This window comes from Reichenbachiella sp., assembly GCF_033344935.1.
Classification (GTDB): Bacteria; Bacteroidota; Bacteroidia; order Cytophagales; family Cyclobacteriaceae; genus Reichenbachiella.
This window is the reverse complement of record NZ_JAWPMM010000001.1, coordinates 4,228,112-4,245,424: the sequence shown is the minus strand read 5'-3', so window position 1 is coordinate 4,245,424 and position 17,313 is coordinate 4,228,112. Positions and strand designations below refer to the sequence as shown.

Below are 17,313 nucleotides of genomic sequence, written 5' to 3'. Positions count from 1 at the left end.
TTTATTGCTCCCACCCGCCGGTAGCCGTTTCAAGGTCATCAACAAACTCTAATCCAGCAGGTAGATCTAATGTGTCGTTTATAAAACCTAACCTTGTGTTTCGTATTCCCGGCGTTCCAGCAGGTTGACTTGAGCTGGAAACAATGATGAAAGTACTTGTTCTTCCACCTGGAATGCTTAAACCTGATATTATTCTACTTCCAGAAGTTGTTTCATCCATCACTGACTCTCCATTGAGTGCGGCACTTGCTTTTTCTCCCCAGGGCCCATAGCAAGAGTAATATACATGTGGAGACCAAATAATAGGTTCTGATGTATTGTTCTTAATCCTAAATATTGCAGCTGTGATACGACCATTGGTGGAGGAATAGCTAGCAAATTCATCATTTACGATCATAGCATTTTTGGTTGCATGACCTTTTCTTTGAAATAATGTTCTTAAGACTTCTTTATCAGAAGACATCATTGCTGCCGTACCATTCGCATCAGACCAAATGCTAGGTTGTACGCCTCCAAAAAAGCTGGCATTGTTGTCAAATGCCCATTGAGAAAGCGCATTTGAATAGGTGTTAAAGCTTGCCCATCGATAGGTTGCATTTGAACTTCCTGAGCCATCTGCCCCTTGTGGGCCTGCAGGGCCCTGAGCTCCAATTAAGGAAGTCCCGGCTCCCCATGAGTCATCAGCTTTAGGGCCAAATATTGAATTTGTTGTCGTGTTGATATAAAAATCTCCATTTGAACCTTCTGACGTTGGATCGACAGACCCGTGGTGTATAGTTTTACCGTCTATTCCAGCTATTCCTGCTTCTCCTGAATCACCTTTTTCTCCTTGCTCTCCCTGAATGCCTTGTTCTCCTTGTGGTCCGACTTCTCCTTGAATTCCCTGCTCTCCCTGTGGGCCTATCTCACCTTGAATACCCTGTTCTCCCTGTGGGCCAATAATTCCTGGAATACCTTGTTCGCCTGCAGGTCCTGCTGGTCCTTGTGCTCCATCTTCACCATCAGATCCAGCGAAACCTTGGGGTCCGATCGGGCCAGCCTCGCCTTTTGGCCCTGCGGGACCAACTGGACCTGGTATTGAGCTGCCTGAATTTTCTGCGTAGAGTGCGTATGGGGTACTAAGCAATTGCGATGTGCCTAAAGAAATAAAATTTACTCCGCCATCTAAATCAATTCCTATTTCTACAAAATGATTGAAATCACCCCAGGATATTTCATCGAAGGAACCAGATAGAATTTTTCCATTTCCTATTTCGAACTGAACCAAGCCATTTCCGCTTGTCGTAACTAGATGGGTTTCGCTGTAAGAAATATTTCCCGAAACACTTGATTCTCGAATGCTAATTTTGAAATTGACAGTTCGATTGTTTAAAGCATTACCTGCATTATCTCTTGCAACTGCTTGGTATTTGAATGCTTGGGGAGATTGCGCCAACAATTTTGGACTTACAAGTAGTCCCAGCAGTATTAGATGAAGGAATAATTTCATTTTACTCAGATTTTATAATTTTTGAAATTTTAGCAGGAGAGGAAGGATCATATTTCAGAAAAAGGGTGTAAATGCCTGAACTTAAATGTGTGACATTTATTTGAGTTTTTATAAAATTGAAATGACTTGATTGAAGTACTAATTTCCCATCTACATTGTACATCTCTACTATTAATTCTTCAATTCTTATCTGACTTTGAATTTGAAGCGATCTCTGGGTTGGGTTTGGGTAAATGCTGAAAGATTGAAGTGCATCAACCGATGTAGTAAGAGCTTCTTGGGCAGATTGATGAAAACCTTGACTTAATATTAAATTACTTTCGCTATATGTTTCATTGAGAGGCTCGCCAATTGTCCAAGCCAAATGAATTTGATTATTTTGAAAGATTTCTCCGCCGTTTGATATAACTGATTGGGCGAAACTTGAATAAGAAAAGTAAAGAAGAAGAGCTAAAAGGTTAATCAAATGTCTCATATACGTTGAATACGATAGGAATTGTATTTCAATGTTAGACGAGAATGAAATTATATCAAATACCTAAAAATGAGTATTTTTTGAGGGTTTAGTTCGAAGAAAGCTTAGAATCTGCGGACTGTCTTACCTTTACAAGGATATAGTCATTGATTGGTAAACAGGACTTAGTTCTTGTTGTCCTTAGATAAAACTTTGTCACCGATTTGTTGATTCTGTATGGTGAAATAATCTAATGGATCAACATATTCTCCTTCTTTAAGTACTTCGTAATGCAGGTGTGGTGCGGTGGAAGCGCCTGTATTTCCAGATAGTCCAATGACCTGTCCAAGCGTGACTAATTCTCCTTCTTTTACTTTGATTTCCGAGAGATGGGCATATTTGGTAATAAATCCTTCATTGTGTTCGATTTCTATTTTTTTACCATACCCACCGTGGTTGGAGCTCACTGAAATCACAGTGCCCGCAGCGGTCGACTGTACAGGTGTTCCGACCTCGGCTGCAAAATCGATTCCCTTGTGAAAATCCTTTTGCTTCTTCAATGGATTGTAGCGCTCACCAAAATTGGAAGTGATTCGTTTGTAATGATCCAAAGGAGAAATAGTTGGAGGCTCTTGCGCATCCACGGCGAATACCATCATAAAAACGGAAGCAGCTATTCCAGATGCTAATAGCTGGCTGATGGTATTTCGTCTTTGTTTCTTTATAACTGGTGAAGTTTGTTTGAGTTCCTCAAACCCTTCTTGACCGAATGTATTGAGCACTTCTTTATAGGCCGCAGAAAAATCTTTGCCATCAGTGAGTTGTATTTCTACCATACAGCAAACATGATCCAGAAGTTCTGTTCTAAAACCTTTGGATAAACCTTTAGCCTTTAGGTCATTCTTGATATACAAGTATTGTGTTTTTGTAAGTGTCTTCATGGTTTTCATATCAAAACTTATTTATTCAACTGTGGATTTAAAAGCAACAACATGGTCTGTACAAACTCTGTAAATTCATTCGAACGTTCAGTGGCTTCTTCGCTACCTGCTGTGGTGATATTGTAGTATTTCCTTTTTCGTCCGTTGATGTTTTCTACTGTTGTGGTCACTAATCCATCTGCTTCCAATTTGTGCAGTGTAGGGTATAACGCACCTTCGGTCAGTTGAATCTTTTCATGGGTTAGTACTTTCACTTTTTGGGTGATTTCATAGCCATACATGCGACCATTAGCTGAAAGTAACTTCAGCACAATGGTTTTTAGGGTACCTTTCAATAATTCCTTTGAATACATAAGGCAAATATACATAAGAATATTATGTATACAATTTTGGCCTTAGAAAAATGAACGGCATGATAAGAATCATAAAAATGATACTAAATAAATAAATGTAAGGCTCAGAATTTAGCTATGATTTTAGTTATTTAAATTAATTCTAAATAGCGAATATTTTGGTTAGAAATAATCTTGTAAAGTTCTGATTATCAATTGGATGTTGCTGTGATGTTGGGGGTGTATGGTCTTCACTACGTAGATGCTATTATTATGTTTTTGAAATACAGCAACCCGATGTTACATTTGCACCACTTTACAAAAAGGAAAGCTAAAACTGATGTCAAAAAAATATAGTTTACACTCCAGAGCGGGATTTTTAAGCACTAAAACCGTTCTATTCCTCTCCTTGATTTTTTCAGTTTTGTTCACGCAAAATGCCGCTGTAGCGCAGGATGATGGCATCCCTACAGACGAGGCGACCATATCAGCTGGAGAAAAATTATTTAAGGCTAATTGTACGGTTTGTCATGCAGTGAATGATAAGGTAATCGGACCTGCACTGAGAGATATACATAAAAGAAGAAACCTTGATTGGATTAAAGCATTTGTTAAAAACTCTCAGAAAGTAATTCAGAGTGGCGACGAATATGCGGTAAACCTTTACAACGAATACAACAAAACAGAAATGACCGCCTTCGATTTCGAAGATGCGGAAATTGCTTCTATTGTAGGTTACCTGAAAGCTGAGTCTGCTAAAGAAATAGTAGTAGCTGCCGAAGAGACCACTACAACGGGTGGAGGCGAAGCTGCTTCAGAAGAGCCTTCTCAATTTGTAAATACAGTAATGATCGTTTTACTCGTAGTGCTGGTATTGATACTGGCAGTATTGGGAATGATCATCACCATGTTGAAGAAGTACTTGTCTCAGAAAGATGACCTATCTGAAGAAGACAGAGAAATTGCTGACCAAACATTTGATGTAGGTGCTTTAGTAAAGAGCAATGCTTTCTTAGGTTTGATGGCATTCATCTTTACGGCTATTCTAATGAAGTCTGCCATTGATGGTATATTCACCATTGGCGTTCAACAGGGCTATCAGCCAGATCAGCCAATTGCTTTCTCGCACAAGATTCACGCGGGAGATTACAAAATTGACTGTAACTACTGTCACACAGGTGTTAGAAAGAGTAAGAATGCGAACATTCCTTCTCCAAACATTTGTATGAACTGTCACTCATCGATCAAAACAGAGTCTCCTGAGATCCAGAAGATTTATGCAGCGATTGAAAACAACGAGCCAATCGAATGGGTGAGAATACACAACTTGCCTGATTTGGCATATTTCAATCACTCGCAACACGTGCAAGTGGGTGGAGTTGAATGCCAAACTTGTCACGGTCCTATTGAAGAGATGGAAAAAGTATCGCAGTATGCACCACTGACTATGGGTTGGTGTATCAACTGTCACAGAGAGACAGATGTGAATACGAAAGGAAATGACTATTATAATAAGTTGGTGGCCAAGCATGCAGAGCATAGCAAGGAATCAATGAAAGTAGAAGACATTGGAGGACTTGAGTGTTCTAAATGTCACTACTAATTATATAAAAATATTAAGACACTTTTATTGAGGTGGAAATCACTTCAAACGACTAAGAAAGTCAATTAACACATGAAAGAGACCAAAAAGCAATATTGGAAAGGGTTAGAGGAATTGACCAAAAACCCAGAATTCGAAAAGCATGCTGACAAAGAGTTTCCAGAGTACTTGCCAATCAGTGGTGAGTCAGAAGGAACCGGCGCCAGCAGAAGGGACTTCTTGAAATTGATGGGATTTGGTGTAGCAGCAGCTTCATTGGCTGCTTGTGAAACGCCTGTCAGAAAAGCAATTCCTTATTTGAACAAACCAGTGGATGTAGATCCAGGTGTTCCAAATTATTATGCTTCGTCTTATGTGAATGGTAACGAATACTGTTCTGTAGTAGTAAAGACAAGGGAAGGCCGTCCGATCAAAATTGATGGCAATAAGCTTTCTACCGTTTCTGGTGGTGGTACTTCTTCTCAAGCTCAGGCTTCTGTTCTTTCTCTATATGATAAAGAAAGATTGCAAGGACCTGAATTAGGAGGTCAATCTGTTTCATGGGATGACTTAGACAAGGAAGTAGCGAAGCAATTGGCTGGAGCCAATAGAATTGCTTTGGTTAGTGCTTCTGTTTTTAGTCCTTCAACATTAGCTACAATAGATGCATTGAAAGCTAAGTATGCAGGTCTTGAGCACATCCAATACGATCAGGTATCTTTCAGCGGTGCATTGGCTGCCAATGAAAAGTCTTTTGGAAAAAGAGCTATTCCTTCATACGACTTCAGCAAAGCGGACACTATCGTGTCTTTCGATGCTGACTTTTTAGGCAACTGGTTGAACCATACGCTTCATAGCAAGCAGTTCGCGCAGACTAGAAGATTGAATGATAAAAAGAAAACCATGTCGAGGTTATACTCTTTCGAGTCTAATCTTTCATTGACAGGTTCTAACGCAGATTATAGAAACGCAATTAAACCTTCTCAGCAAGGTGCTTACGTGGCTAACTTATATAACATGCTAGCTGCTAAAGCTGGCGCTCCTTCTGTATCGGCTCCTAAAGTGGGAGATACAGCGGTATTGACAAAAGCAGCTAACGACCTTTGGTCGAGCAAGTCCAAGTCAGTAGTGGTTTCAGGATCGAATGACGAAAATGTTCAAGTACTTGTCAATGCGATCAACAACTTATTAGGTTGTTACGGAACTACAATCGATTTGGCATCTGCAGTCAACACCAGAAAAGGAGACGATAAAGCAATGGTAAACTTCATCAAAGACCTGAATGCAGGTAACATTGATGGAGTTTTGTTTTTTAATAGCAACCCTGTTTATGATCACGCCCTAGGCGCCCAGATCGCAGCAGGTTTGAAAAAAGCTAAATTCTCTCTTTCTACTTCAGATAGAAAAGATGAGACGGCTAGTTTGACTAGCGCCATCGCTCCAGATAATCACTTCTTGGAGTCTTGGAATGATTTTGAGCCAGTAACTGGTAAATTCAGTTTATCTCAGCCTACTATTTCTAACTTGTTCAATACGCGTCAAGCGGGACAGTCATTCTTGGTGTGGTCTGGAAGCAGTGAGTCGTACTTCGATTTCGTAAAAGCAAGATGGACAGCCAATGCTACTGGTGACAAGCAAACGTATTGGGATACTACAGTTCAATCAGGTGTTTTAGAAACTGCTGTAGAAGCTGAGGCAGTAACATTTGCTGGTGATGTAGCTGCTGCTGCATCTGGGTTAAAATCTACTGCATCAGGTGTAGAACTAGTAATGTATGAGAAATCAGCCATTGGAAACGGTTCTCAGGCGAACAACCCATGGTTGCAAGAAATGCCAGACCCGATCACTAAAGCAGTTTGGGATAACTACTTGACGATTTCACCAAAAATGGCTGAAGAGCTAGGGCTGAAATTGGGAGATATGACTACGCAGTTAGTTTCATTGAAAGTTGGCAACAATGAGCCAATTAAAGTTCCTGCCATGGTTCAACCTGGACAAGCGAACGGAACAGTAGGATTGGCTGTAGGATACGGAAGAACTAGTGCTGGTAAAGTAGCCAACGGAGTGGGCGTAAATGCTTACCCATTGATGGATTACAAAACAGGCGCTCAGAGCAAAGCAGTGACTTCAGGAGTTTCTGTTTCTCTAAGTGGTGAAGAATACAAAGTAGCTCAGACACAAACTCACCATACTTATATGGGTAGAGAAAATGTGATCCAAGAGTCTATTCTTTCAAAATATCAAAAAGATCCAAGTGCAGGTAGAGATTTCCCAATGATCACTACTTACAGCGGAAAAACTAAACCAGGTAACGTATCTCTTTGGTCTGGACATGAATATCCAAACCACCACTGGGGTATGACGATCGACTTGAATTCTTGTACAGGATGTGGTGCATGTACCGTTTCTTGTCAGGCAGAAAACAACGTACCTGTAGTAGGAAAAGAAGAAGTACTCAACCGAAGAGAAATGACTTGGTTGAGAATCGATAGATATTATAGCAGTGACGCACCAGAAGGTGACTTGAGAGAGATGGAAATTCCTTCAGCGGAAAATCCAGAAGTTACTTTCCAACCAATGATGTGTCAGCAGTGTAACAATGCGCCATGTGAGACAGTTTGTCCTGTGGCTGCTACCAACCACTCTACGGAAGGGTTGAACCAAATGGCTTACAACAGATGTATTGGTACAAGATATTGTGCAAACAACTGTCCATATAAAGTAAGAAGATTCAACTGGTTCAAGTATCACGACAACGATCAGTTCCCTGAAAATACTTCTATGAACAACGACTTGGGTAAAATGGTATTGAACCCAGACGTAACCGTTCGTTCTAGAGGGGTAATGGAAAAATGTTCATTCTGTGTTCAGAGAATCCAGTATGGCAAACTAGAAGCTAAGAAGGAAGGAAGAAGACCTGTAGATGGTGAGATTACTTCGGCTTGTGCTTCGGCTTGTCCATCAGAGGCCATCGTATTCGGTGACTTGAAAGATCCTAAGTCTAGAATTTCACAAATGTTGAAATTGGAGAACGGAGAAAATGGACCAGAAGTCAAAGAAGAAAGGGCTTACCATGTGTTGGAAGAGCTTTCTGTGAAACCAAATGTTTGGTATTTCACGAAGATTAGAAATAAAGAAGAAAAAGAAGCTAACGCTTAATTTATAAATTAAAATCAATATGCACGCAGAAGCAGTAGTTCGTAAACCTCTCGTCACAGGGGGCAAAACGGTACACGACGTCACTGAGGACATTTGTATAAGAGTAGAGCAGGCACCTGCCAAGTCTTGGTATGCCGCTATGGCGGTATCATTGGCGCTCTTAGGCTATGGCGCTTTTTGTGTCTTCACTTTAGTTTGGGAAGGCATTGGAAGCTGGGGTCTAAACAAAACCGTAGGTTGGGCTTGGGATATCACCAACTTCGTATGGTGGGTAGGTATCGGTCACGCTGGTACTTTGATTTCGGCGATCTTGTTGTTGTTTAGACAGCGGTGGAGAATGTCGATTAACCGTGCAGCAGAAGCGATGACCATTTTTGCCGTTATCTGTGCTTTGCAGTTCCCACTCCTTCACATGGGTCGTCCATGGATTGGAGCGATTTGGGCGCTACCTCTACCGAACACTTACGGTTCGCTTTGGGTAAACTTCAACTCGCCGCTTCTTTGGGACGTATTTGCGATTTCTACATACTTCTCAGTTTCTCTTGTTTTCTGGTACATCGGACTAGTTCCTGACTTCGCTACCATTAGAGATAGAGCTACTGGCATCAGCAAAAAAATATACGGTGCACTTTCTCTAGGATGGGATGGTGCAGCAAAAACCTGGTCTCGCTATGAGACAGTAGCCTTAGTGTTGGCTGGATTGGCTACTCCACTGGTACTTTCAGTACACACCATTGTATCTTTTGACTTTGCTACTTCAGTAATCCCTGGATGGCATACGACGATCTTCCCTCCATACTTCGTGGCAGGTGCGATCTTCTCAGGATTTGCCATGGTATTGACATTGATGATTGTAACCAGACACGTTTACAAACTGCAAGATTACATTACTATCGAGCACATCTCATTGATGAACATCATTATCATGGTGACCGGATCAATCGTAGGTGTAGCTTATATCACTGAGCTTTTCATCGCTTGGTACTCAGGTGTTGAAGGTGAGCAATATGCTTTCTTCAACAGAGCACTTGGACCATACTGGTGGGCATACGCTTCGATGATGACCTGTAACGTGATCTCTCCCCAGTTATTCTGGTTTAAGAAAATTAGAACTAGTATCGCTGCCACTTTCGTGATTTCAATTATTGTAAACATCGGAATGTGGTTCGAGCGATTTGTAATTATTGTAACTTCCCTACACAGAGACTTCTTGCCTTCTTCATGGGCGATGTTTTATCCAACATGGGTTGACATAGGGGTTTACATCTTTACATTCGGATTGTTCTTCACTTGTTTCTTCGCTTTCGCGAAATTCTTCCCAGTGATCAACATGGCCGAGGTGAAAAGTATTATTAAAGCAACCGGAGAAAAAAAGAAATAAGATGAGCGACGGTAATAAAAACTTTGTATTAGGCGTATTCGACGATGAGGATGTATTGCTTAAAGCAATCGCTCAAGTTCGTCAGGGCGGAGTAAAGATTCACGAAGTGTTCTCTCCATTTCCAGTACACGGCATTGACGATGTATTAGGATATAAAGGCTCTCGATTGTCAATCGCTGCTTTCTTGTTCGGTTTGTTAGGAACAACCTTAGCATTGACCATGCAGATTGGTATGATGACAGTAGATTGGCCGATGATTGTAGGTGGTAAGGACTTTTTGCCTTTCCCAACTTTCATTCCGGTAACTTTCGAATTGACAGTGCTCTTGGGTGCATTTGGTATGGTAGGAACTTTCTTTGTGGTAAGTGATCTCAAGCCATGGGCTAAACCAAGAATATTCGACTTAAGAATTACAGACGACAAGCACGTAGTGGCTGTTGACTTAGATAAAAACAAAATGAGCGAAGCGGACATCAAAAAAGCTTTGAGTGATGCTGGTGCTCAGGAAGTGAATAACAAGCAGTTCGACTAAAATCTTAGGATTCTAATTAGGAAAAAATATTAAAATGAATTTTAATAAATACATCAACGGGATCGTCATAGTTGCAACAGGATTTGTTGTAGCATCTTGCGCTTCCAGAGGCAATGATACCGGAGTGGAGTACGCTCCTCAAATGTATCACTCAGTACCTTACGAAGGACTTTCTCAAATTAAAGATAAAGAAGCTGGTCGTTGGTTGACTTCACAGGAAGGCGGCGATGCAGAATTCTACACTTCGAATCCTAACAACCCGAATGAAATGAACATGAGGGAGGCTGTGCCAAACACAGTGAGAAGAGGAGAGGCTTTGCCATACAGAATACCTAAAGATTCTTTGGAACTAGCAGCTAGAACTTTGAAAAACCCATTGGATTCTTCGGCTGCGGTAGTAGCTGAAGGAAAGGTGCTTTTCGGAAGATATTGTTTGCACTGCCACGGTGATTCAGGTTTAGGTGATGGCTTAGTAGGGCAAGTATTTAAAGGAGTAACTCCTTACAATTCTAGAGCAGTAAAAGACAAGCCAGAAGGCCACATCTTCCATGTGATTACCGCAGGTAAAGGAAGAATGGGATCGCACGCTTCACAAGTAAGTGTGGATGATCGTTGGAAAATAGTTCGATTTGTTCAAACCCTTCAAAACCAATAATTCTTAAGGAGATCTTATTATGAGCGACGAAAAATATATATTCTCAGCAGGAGCCAAAAGAAACATCTTGATCACTTTGGTGGCAGGTCTTGTATTGGCTGCTATTGGCGTAGTGATGATGAATATGGGTGGACATGACGCACATGGTGCTGAAGCTGCTGCAGATGCTGGTCATCACGGTTTCCATTGGACAAAGCGTCTATATGCCAACCTTTGGATCAATAACTTATTCTTTACTGGACTTTCGGCGATAGGTATTTTCTTTATTGCGATTCAGTATGTAGCGCAGGCTGGTTGGTCTGTTGGATTGAAAAGAATCCCTATGGCCATGGCGAGTTGGTTGCCAATTGGTGCTGCATTAATGATTATCGTTTTCTTGGTAGCCAATCATGATTTATTCCACTGGACTCACGAATACCTTTATGACAAAGCCGATGAGAGATACGATTCGATTTTAGATGGAAAGAAAGGTTATTTAAACTTCACCTTCTACATGATTAGAATGGTGGTATTCTTCGGTGTTTGGTATCTACTGTTTACTCAGATCAGAAAGCAAATGCTAAAAGAGGATATCGAAGGTGGTGTAACTAGCTGGAAAAAGAATGTAACTTTATCTGCGATCTTCTTAGTATTCTTCGGATACTCTTCAAGTATTGCAGCATGGGACTGGGTGATGTCTATCGATCCACACTGGTTCTCAACTATGTTTGGTTGGTATGTGTTTGCCAGCTGGTGGGTATCAGGTTTGGCGTTGATCGCATTCATTGCTGTATTGTTGAAAGACAAAGGCTACTTGAAAATTGTAAATGCTAATCACCTACACGATATTGGTAAATTCATCTGGGGCTTCAGTATTTTCTGGACGTACATCTGGTTTTCTCAGTTCCTTTTGATCTATTACGCGAACATTCCTGAGGAAACAATTTACTTCGTAGAAAGGTGGAAGAGTGATCAGTATTCAGTTTACTTCTTCTTGAATTTGATTTTGAACTTCTTCTTGCCATTCCTATTGTTGTTGCCAAGGGAGGCGAAAAGACACACAAGATTCTTGAAGGTTGTTCCTCCAATCATTTTATTCGGACACTGGATAGATTTCTATTTGATGGTAACTCCAGGAACACTGAAAGAAAACGGTGGGTTTGGATTGTTAGAAATAGGATTGATCATGGTATATGCATCGGCTTTCGTTTACACGGTATTACATTCTTTGGCTAAGCATCCGCTAGTGGCTAAGAATCACCCAATGATGGAAGAAACATTGCATCATCATATTTAAGAAATTAATTACAAAATAGACATTTAAAGACATGATGAATATTGTAATCTTGTTAGCCGCGGTATTGATAGTAGCCATTTTGGTTACCATCTTTAGAGCACATACCTTGGTGCAAGTCGTAAGAGGAAAAGAAGGTGACCCAATGGGAACCAGTAATAAAGTGAATGGTGCTTTATTTATGGTATTTCTTATTCTGGGTACTGTAGCATTCTTCGTGTATTCTTATACTGAATTTGACAGATATACCGTACCAGTAGCTTCTGAACACGGAGAAGTGACATTCAAATTGTTCTGGATCACTACAGCAATTACTACAGCTGTATTCATTATTACCAATGCAGTATTGTTCTACTTCGCTTGGAGATATAGATACAAAGAAGGACAGAAGGCACATTTCTATTCTCACAACAATACATTAGAAATGATCTGGACATTTATTCCTGCAGTCGTATTGACTGGGTTGGTATTGTCTGGTTTGTTTGCCTGGCAGGATATCACAAGCAAAGCACCTGCAAATGCTGAAGTAATAGAAATATTCGGATATCAGTATGCCTGGGCATCGAGATACCCAGGACCTGACGGAAAATTAGGACCATCAGATTACAAGCTAATCGATTCAGACAACAGATTGGGTGTTGATTTTAGCAATCCTAATGCTAAGGATGATTTTATTCCAAGAGAAATTCATATCCCTAAAGGAGAGCCTGTATTGTTGAAAATTAGAGCTAGAGATGTGATACACTCTGTGTATATGCCACATTTCAGACTTCAAATGAACGCAGTACCTGGTTTGCCAACTCAATTCTGGTTCATACCTACTAAATCAACTGCTGATATGGCAGCTGAAACAGGAAACCCTGATTTCCAATATGAATTGGTATGTAACAAGATTTGTGGAAAGGCTCACTTCTCTATGAGAGCGATCGTTGTGGTAGATGAAAAAGAAGACTACGAAAAGTGGAAAGCAGAGCAGAAATCATGGTTGTCTAAAAACCCTGATTATCTAGCGAACATTGAAGCAACCAGCCCGGTACAAGTGGCTGTAGAAGAAAAAGTAAGTGGTGAGGAAGTAAATACTTCATTATAATTATAAGAAATCATGGCAGTTACTGAAGTACAAATAGACGAACAACATGCAGGTCACGATGATCACGATCACGAACATCATGGCAATTTTGTAACAAATTATATTTTCTCACAAGACCACAAAGTGATTGGAAAGCAATTCCTTATCACAGGTATCTTTTGGGCAATCATTGGTGGTGGACTTTCGATCATCTTTAGATTACAATTGGGTTTTCCAGGCATCGAACTAGAGTGGTTGAGACCATTGCTAGGCAACTGGATTACTGAAACTGGACAATTAGACACAGAATTTTATCTGGCGCTGGTGACCATGCACGGTACGATCATGGTATTCTTTGTATTGACAGCTGGATTGAGTGGGACGTTTAGTAATTTCTTGATTCCGCTGCAGATTGGAGCTAGGGATATGGCATCAGGTTTTATGAACATGTTGTCTTACTGGTTCTTCTTCTTGTCAAGTGTGATCATGTTCATCTCTTTGTTTATAGAAACAGGACCTGCCGGTGGTGGGTGGACGATCTATCCTCCATTGAGTGCATTACCACAAGCGATCGCAGGGTCAGGATTAGGAATGACACTTTGGTTGGTATCAATGGTATTCTTTATCGCTTCTACTTTGTTAGGCGGTATCAACTATATCACTACGATCATTAACTTGAGAACTGAAGGAATGTCTTTTACAAGATTGCCTTTGACGATTTGGGCGTTCTTCTTGACTGCTATCTTGGGATTATTGTCTTTCCCAGTTTTGGTAGCAGCAGCTTTATTATTAGTATTTGATAGATCATTCGGTACAAGTTTCTACTTGTCTGATATTTATATTGGAGGTGAGGCATTGCCTAACACAGGCGGTAGCCCAGTATTGTTCCAGCACTTGTTCTGGTTCTTAGGTCACCCAGAGGTATATATTATTATTCTACCTGCTTTAGGTATCACTTCAGAAATTATTTCAACCAACTCTCGTAAGCCAATTTTTGGTTACAAAGCGATGATTGGTTCTATGATGGGAATTGGCGTATTGTCTTTCGTAGTATGGGCACACCACATGTTCGTAACAGGTATGAGCCCGTTCTTAGGATCTATCTTTATGATCTTGACTTTGGTTATTGCCGTACCATCAGCAATTAAAGCATTTAACTACATCACCACATTGTGGAAAGGTAACATCCGGTTCACTACAGCGATGATGTTCTCAATTGGATTGGTATCCTTATTTATTTCGGGTGGTGTGACAGGAATATTCCTAGGAAACTCGGCACTAGATATATTCTTACATGATACTTACTTCGTAGTTGCTCACTTCCACTTGGTAATGGGTAGTTCGGCATTCTTCGGAATGGTGGCAGGTATCTACCACTGGTATCCAAAGATGTTTGGTAGAATGTTGGACGAGAAATTGGGATATGTTCATTTCTGGCTGACGTTTGTTGGGGTTTACATGGTATTCTTCCCAATGCACTATATCGGTATCGCAGGATTTCCAAGAAGATATTATTCATTTACCAACTTTGATGCATTCAGCTCATTTGGTGACTTGAACATGTTTGTGACCGTTGCGGCGATCATTACTTTTGGAGCGCAGTTCATCTTTGTTTTCAACTTCTTCTACTCTATGTGGAGAGGTAAGAAAGCGCCTTTGAACCCATGGGAATCAAACACTCTGGAATGGACTACACCTAGAGAGCCTGGACATGGCAACTGGCCTGGTAAAATTCCATCAGTGTACAGATGGCCTTACGATTACAGTAAGCCTGGAGCTGAAGGAGATTTTATTCCACAAACTGTTCCATTGTCACAAACACCTGAATCTAACCTGCCTCATGAAGCTGAAGAAGCGAAAGAGGAGAAAGTAGATTGAGGAGAAGGAAATGACAAAAGAGCCTAAATCAGGTTTATTTATAAAATTTAATGCCCTAACGATCATTGCCGTTTACTTTTTAATATTAGTAGGCGGCATTGTTCGTAGTACGGGGTCAGGTATGGGATGTCCAGACTGGCCTAAATGCTTTGGTTCATACATTCCACCTACTACGGAAAGTGAATTGCCAGAGGATTACAAAGAGCGTTACGCTGAAAAGCGAATGCAAAAGAATGAAAGACTGGCAGGATTGGTAAAAAGCTTAGGTTTTCCCGGATTAGCCAGAGATATTCAGAAAGGCAAAAATGTAGAAGAAACGCATGGTTTCAATTTTGCTAGAACCTGGATAGAATACGTGAACCGCTTGGTGGGCGTAGCAGTAGGGATTTTAATTATAATTTGTACAGTATTGTCATACAGCTATTTACATACTAAAAAGAGAGTTTTCTTCCTTTCGGTAGCTGCATTGCTGTTGGTGATATTTCAAGGATGGATTGGGTCTTTGGTCGTTTCCACTAATCTATTGCCTGGCATGATCACGTTTCACATGATACTGGCTATTGGATTAATCGCCTTATTGCTCAAAGTACGTGTGATCACTACTAAAGAAAGTTTAGAAGGGCTGATGTCTTATAAACCATATAAAGTGAGAAGGTTGTTAGTAGTCTGCATGTTGTTGTTTTTTGCGCAAATTTTAATGGGCACACAAGTTCGAGAAGCCATTGATTCATTGGCTATGAGTTTGGGCGAAGATCAACGTTTCAATTGGATTGAAAATTTAGGAATTATATTCTATATGCATCGGTCTTATTCTTTGATCCTATTGGTATTACATGCGTATTTGATCTATCGATTGACTAAGAGTATCAAGGATTTTAAAACTTCCAAATATTTGGTATGGGGGCTATTAGTGCTTGTTGTTGCGGAAATTTTTACTGGAGCCATTTTAGCTAATTTTGCATTGCCATATGTATTACAGCCAATTCACTTGCTATTGGCTTTAATGATATTTGGAATACAATACTTCTTGTATTTGATTATAAAGGAAAAGGAAACTTCAACCAATGAGTTGGTAAATGGGTAAGGTAGAAAATCATATCACAAGCACTTTGACAGTAGGAGCGAAAATAGGCGCTTATGTAGAGCTGTTGAAACCGAGGCTTTCATTTTTAGTAGCCTTTTCGTCTGGTTTTGGGTACATTCTAGCATCCAACGGACAATTGAATTGGGGCAACCTGATGTTGCTTTCTTTAGGTGGAATGCTGGTGTCAGGTGCGTCTGTCACGATCAATCAGATCATAGAAGTAGAATACGATGCGCTGATGAAGCGTACAAAGAATAGACCTTTACCAACAGGTAAGATCTCGAAACAAGAAGCTGGAATTTTTAGCATTCTGGTAGCGATAATAGGTTTGTACATTTTGTATCTATCTACCAATTTACTAACGGTATTATTGTCATTCGTTTCTTTGCTGCTATACAGTTTTGTATACACACCAATGAAGAGAGTAGGCCCAATTGCTGTATTTATAGGAGCGATTCCTGGTGCATTGCCTCCATTGTTGGGATGGGTGGCAGCAACTGGAGTAATTTCATTTGAAGCATTAATTATTTTCGGCATACAGTTTATCTGGCAGTTCCCCCATTTCTGGGCGATTGCTTGGGTAGGAGACGAAGACTATAAAAAGGCAGGTTTTAAATTGTTGCCAAATAATGGACGAAAGGATTTGAACACCGCGATCAATATTATGATCTACACGCTGTTTTTACTTCCACTTGGATTATTACCTACTTATTTTGGTGTAACAGGATTGAATTCCGCAGTTATAGTCACAATCTGTGGTTGTGGGTTCTTGGCGCAGACTTTTAGCTTGATGAGAGATAATTCGGATAAGGCCGCCTTGAAAATAATGTTTGGTTCTTTTCTGTATCTCCCAATCGTACAGATCGCATATATGTTAGACAAAATTTGATATGAACGCAGCAATGTCACTCAAAAAAGATAAAGGTACTCAGTTCAAAATGCACCCAAAGAAGTTTGCACTTTGGCTATTTATGGTATCTGTGGTAATGCTTTTCGCAGCATTGACCAGTGCGTATGTAGTGAAGCAATCGGATGGCGTGTGGCTGGATTTCGAATTGCCCTTTGTATTCGACATGACCAGTATCATTATTGTAATCAGTAGTGTGGTGATGCAACTGGCCTATTACTTTGCAAAAAAAGACGAAATAGTAAAAATGAGAATCATGCTATTGCTGACAGCAGCAACAGGTATTGGATTCTTGGTAGGACAATATATGGGCTGGCAAGCCTTGGTGGAGCAGGGAGTTTATTTTGTAGGAAACCCTGCAGGATCTTTCTTGTATGTACTCACGGGAGTACATGGATTTCACCTCATTAGTGCGTTGATATTTATTGCAGTAGTGGCTGTGGCCGCTTTCAAGTATAAAGTACATTCTAAAAGTTTAGATCAGCTCGAAATGTGTGCCACATATTGGCATTTTTTGGGTGGACTTTGGTTGTATTTATACTTATTTTTGACACTTAATCATTAAAATTAAAATTTC

Annotated in this window: 15 protein-coding genes; 11 read left to right on the top strand and 4 right to left on the bottom strand. The window is 40.4% G+C overall.

What is annotated here, in order from left to right:
• Position 1 precedes the first annotated feature (1 nt).
• The 4 genes from R8N23_RS18300 to R8N23_RS18285 form a co-directional block, all read right to left on the bottom strand.
• The gene (locus tag R8N23_RS18300) at positions 2-1,489 is read right to left on the bottom strand and encodes a hypothetical protein (RefSeq protein ID WP_318173050.1); all 1,488 of its coding nucleotides are present in this window, start codon (positions 1,487-1,489) and stop codon (positions 2-4) included.
• 1 nt (position 1,490) lies between these two features.
• Positions 1,491-1,964, bottom strand: a complete 474-nt coding sequence (locus tag R8N23_RS18295) for a T9SS type A sorting domain-containing protein (protein ID WP_318173049.1) — start codon at positions 1,962-1,964, stop codon at positions 1,491-1,493.
• A gap of 164 nt (positions 1,965-2,128) precedes the next feature.
• A complete protein-coding gene (locus R8N23_RS18290) occupies positions 2,129-2,893 on the bottom strand; it encodes a M23 family metallopeptidase (protein WP_318173048.1) in 765 nt (254 codons plus the stop codon).
• Between the two features lie 8 nt (positions 2,894-2,901).
• Positions 2,902-3,237: a PadR family transcriptional regulator gene (locus tag R8N23_RS18285; RefSeq protein ID WP_318173047.1), complete on the bottom strand. Its 336-nt coding sequence runs from the start codon at positions 3,235-3,237 to the stop codon at positions 2,902-2,904.
• 319 nt (positions 3,238-3,556) lie between these two features.
• Here R8N23_RS18285 and R8N23_RS18280 point away from each other — a divergent pair, with 319 nt between their 5' ends.
• From R8N23_RS18280 to R8N23_RS18230, 11 genes are all read left to right on the top strand, one after another.
• Positions 3,557-4,819, top strand: a complete 1,263-nt coding sequence (locus R8N23_RS18280; RefSeq protein ID WP_318173046.1) for a c-type cytochrome — start codon at positions 3,557-3,559, stop codon at positions 4,817-4,819.
• Between the two features lie 72 nt (positions 4,820-4,891).
• On the top strand, positions 4,892-7,957 hold the full coding sequence (locus R8N23_RS18275) for a TAT-variant-translocated molybdopterin oxidoreductase (protein ID WP_318173045.1): 3,066 nt from the start codon (positions 4,892-4,894) through the stop codon (positions 7,955-7,957).
• A 19-nt stretch (positions 7,958-7,976) separates the two neighbouring features.
• A complete protein-coding gene (gene nrfD, locus R8N23_RS18270) occupies positions 7,977-9,338 on the top strand; it encodes an NrfD/PsrC family molybdoenzyme membrane anchor subunit (RefSeq protein WP_084371824.1) in 1,362 nt (453 codons plus the stop codon).
• Position 9,339: 1 nt separating this feature from the next.
• Positions 9,340-9,870 carry a DUF3341 domain-containing protein gene (locus tag R8N23_RS18265; RefSeq protein ID WP_318173044.1) on the top strand — a complete coding sequence of 177 codons (531 nt, stop codon included), beginning with the start codon at positions 9,340-9,342 and terminating at the stop codon, positions 9,868-9,870.
• Positions 9,871-9,904: 34 nt separating this feature from the next.
• Positions 9,905-10,525, top strand: coding sequence for a cytochrome c (locus R8N23_RS18260; protein WP_318173043.1), 621 nt, complete (start codon positions 9,905-9,907; stop codon positions 10,523-10,525).
• Between the two features lie 19 nt (positions 10,526-10,544).
• Entirely contained in the window at positions 10,545-11,801 is a 1,257-nt protein-coding gene (locus tag R8N23_RS18255; RefSeq protein WP_318173042.1) for a quinol:cytochrome C oxidoreductase, read from the top strand.
• A 31-nt stretch (positions 11,802-11,832) separates the two neighbouring features.
• Positions 11,833-12,888 (top strand): cytochrome c oxidase subunit II, encoded by a 1,056-nt coding sequence (locus R8N23_RS18250; RefSeq protein WP_318173041.1) that lies wholly within the window; start codon positions 11,833-11,835, stop codon positions 12,886-12,888.
• A gap of 12 nt (positions 12,889-12,900) precedes the next feature.
• Complete coding sequence (locus tag R8N23_RS18245; RefSeq protein ID WP_318173040.1) at positions 12,901-14,745, top strand: cbb3-type cytochrome c oxidase subunit I; 1,845 nt, start codon at positions 12,901-12,903, stop codon at positions 14,743-14,745.
• Between the two features lie 10 nt (positions 14,746-14,755).
• Positions 14,756-15,829: a COX15/CtaA family protein gene (locus R8N23_RS18240; RefSeq protein WP_318173039.1), complete on the top strand. Its 1,074-nt coding sequence runs from the start codon at positions 14,756-14,758 to the stop codon at positions 15,827-15,829.
• Positions 15,822-16,718, top strand: coding sequence for a heme o synthase (gene cyoE / locus R8N23_RS18235; protein WP_318173038.1), 897 nt, complete (start codon positions 15,822-15,824; stop codon positions 16,716-16,718). The genes R8N23_RS18240 and cyoE overlap by 8 nt, the downstream gene beginning before the upstream one ends.
• Position 16,719: 1 nt before the next feature.
• Positions 16,720-17,301 carry a heme-copper oxidase subunit III gene (locus R8N23_RS18230; protein ID WP_318173037.1) on the top strand — a complete coding sequence of 194 codons (582 nt, stop codon included), beginning with the start codon at positions 16,720-16,722 and terminating at the stop codon, positions 17,299-17,301.
• Positions 17,302-17,313: the final 12 nt, after the last annotated feature.

Excerpts from the sequence above, each read along its gene's own strand:
- R8N23_RS18300 (WP_318173050.1), bottom strand. The coding sequence starts at position 1,489 with ATGAAATTATTCCTTCATCTAATACTGCTGGGACTACTTGTAAGTCCA.
- R8N23_RS18295 (WP_318173049.1), bottom strand. The coding sequence starts at position 1,964 with ATGAGACATTTGATTAACCTTTTAGCTCTTCTTCTTTACTTTTCTTAT.
- R8N23_RS18290 (WP_318173048.1), bottom strand. The coding sequence starts at position 2,893 with ATGAAAACCATGAAGACACTTACAAAAACACAATACTTGTATATCAAG.
- R8N23_RS18285 (WP_318173047.1), bottom strand. The coding sequence starts at position 3,237 with ATGTATTCAAAGGAATTATTGAAAGGTACCCTAAAAACCATTGTGCTG.
- R8N23_RS18280 (WP_318173046.1), top strand. The coding sequence starts at position 3,557 with ATGTCAAAAAAATATAGTTTACACTCCAGAGCGGGATTTTTAAGCACT.
- R8N23_RS18275 (WP_318173045.1), top strand. The coding sequence starts at position 4,892 with ATGAAAGAGACCAAAAAGCAATATTGGAAAGGGTTAGAGGAATTGACC.
- nrfD (WP_084371824.1), top strand. The coding sequence starts at position 7,977 with ATGCACGCAGAAGCAGTAGTTCGTAAACCTCTCGTCACAGGGGGCAAA.
- R8N23_RS18265 (WP_318173044.1), top strand. The coding sequence starts at position 9,340 with ATGAGCGACGGTAATAAAAACTTTGTATTAGGCGTATTCGACGATGAG.
- R8N23_RS18260 (WP_318173043.1), top strand. The coding sequence starts at position 9,905 with ATGAATTTTAATAAATACATCAACGGGATCGTCATAGTTGCAACAGGA.
- R8N23_RS18255 (WP_318173042.1), top strand. The coding sequence starts at position 10,545 with ATGAGCGACGAAAAATATATATTCTCAGCAGGAGCCAAAAGAAACATC.
- R8N23_RS18250 (WP_318173041.1), top strand. The coding sequence starts at position 11,833 with ATGATGAATATTGTAATCTTGTTAGCCGCGGTATTGATAGTAGCCATT.
- R8N23_RS18245 (WP_318173040.1), top strand. The coding sequence starts at position 12,901 with ATGGCAGTTACTGAAGTACAAATAGACGAACAACATGCAGGTCACGAT.
- R8N23_RS18240 (WP_318173039.1), top strand. The coding sequence starts at position 14,756 with ATGACAAAAGAGCCTAAATCAGGTTTATTTATAAAATTTAATGCCCTA.
- cyoE (WP_318173038.1), top strand. The coding sequence starts at position 15,822 with ATGGGTAAGGTAGAAAATCATATCACAAGCACTTTGACAGTAGGAGCG.
- R8N23_RS18230 (WP_318173037.1), top strand. The coding sequence starts at position 16,720 with ATGAACGCAGCAATGTCACTCAAAAAAGATAAAGGTACTCAGTTCAAA.